This window comes from Micrococcus sp. GbtcB5 (assembly GCF_019091605.1).
Lineage (GTDB): Bacteria > Actinomycetota > Actinomycetes > Actinomycetales > Micrococcaceae > Micrococcus > Micrococcus luteus.
Genome location: NZ_JAGXJK010000424.1, coordinates 1 through 239 on the forward strand (window position 1 = coordinate 1; position 239 = coordinate 239).

The window sequence follows — 239 nt, forward strand, 5'->3', positions numbered from 1 at the left end:
CGTCCGGCGCGGCCACGGGGGATCCGGGGGACGTGGAACGGATCCTCACCGCGGCCTCGCGCCGGGCGCCGGCCTGGGTCCGGCTGGACGCCCTGCGGGCGGGGCTGCGCGCGCTCGTGCCCGTCGCGACGCCGGCCGTGGCGGCTCCGGCCCTGGCACTGGCCGGGTGGGTCGGCTGGGGCCGCGGCCACGGCTCCGACGCGGACGGCCACCTGACCGCGGCGGCGGCGGAGGGGCCC

Annotated in this window: 1 pseudogene; it reads left to right on the forward strand. The window is 83.7% G+C overall.

Going from position 1 to position 239, the window contains the following annotated elements:
• Positions 1-239: pseudogene (locus KVS67_RS12980) on the forward strand (DUF4192 family protein); the annotation flags it as partial.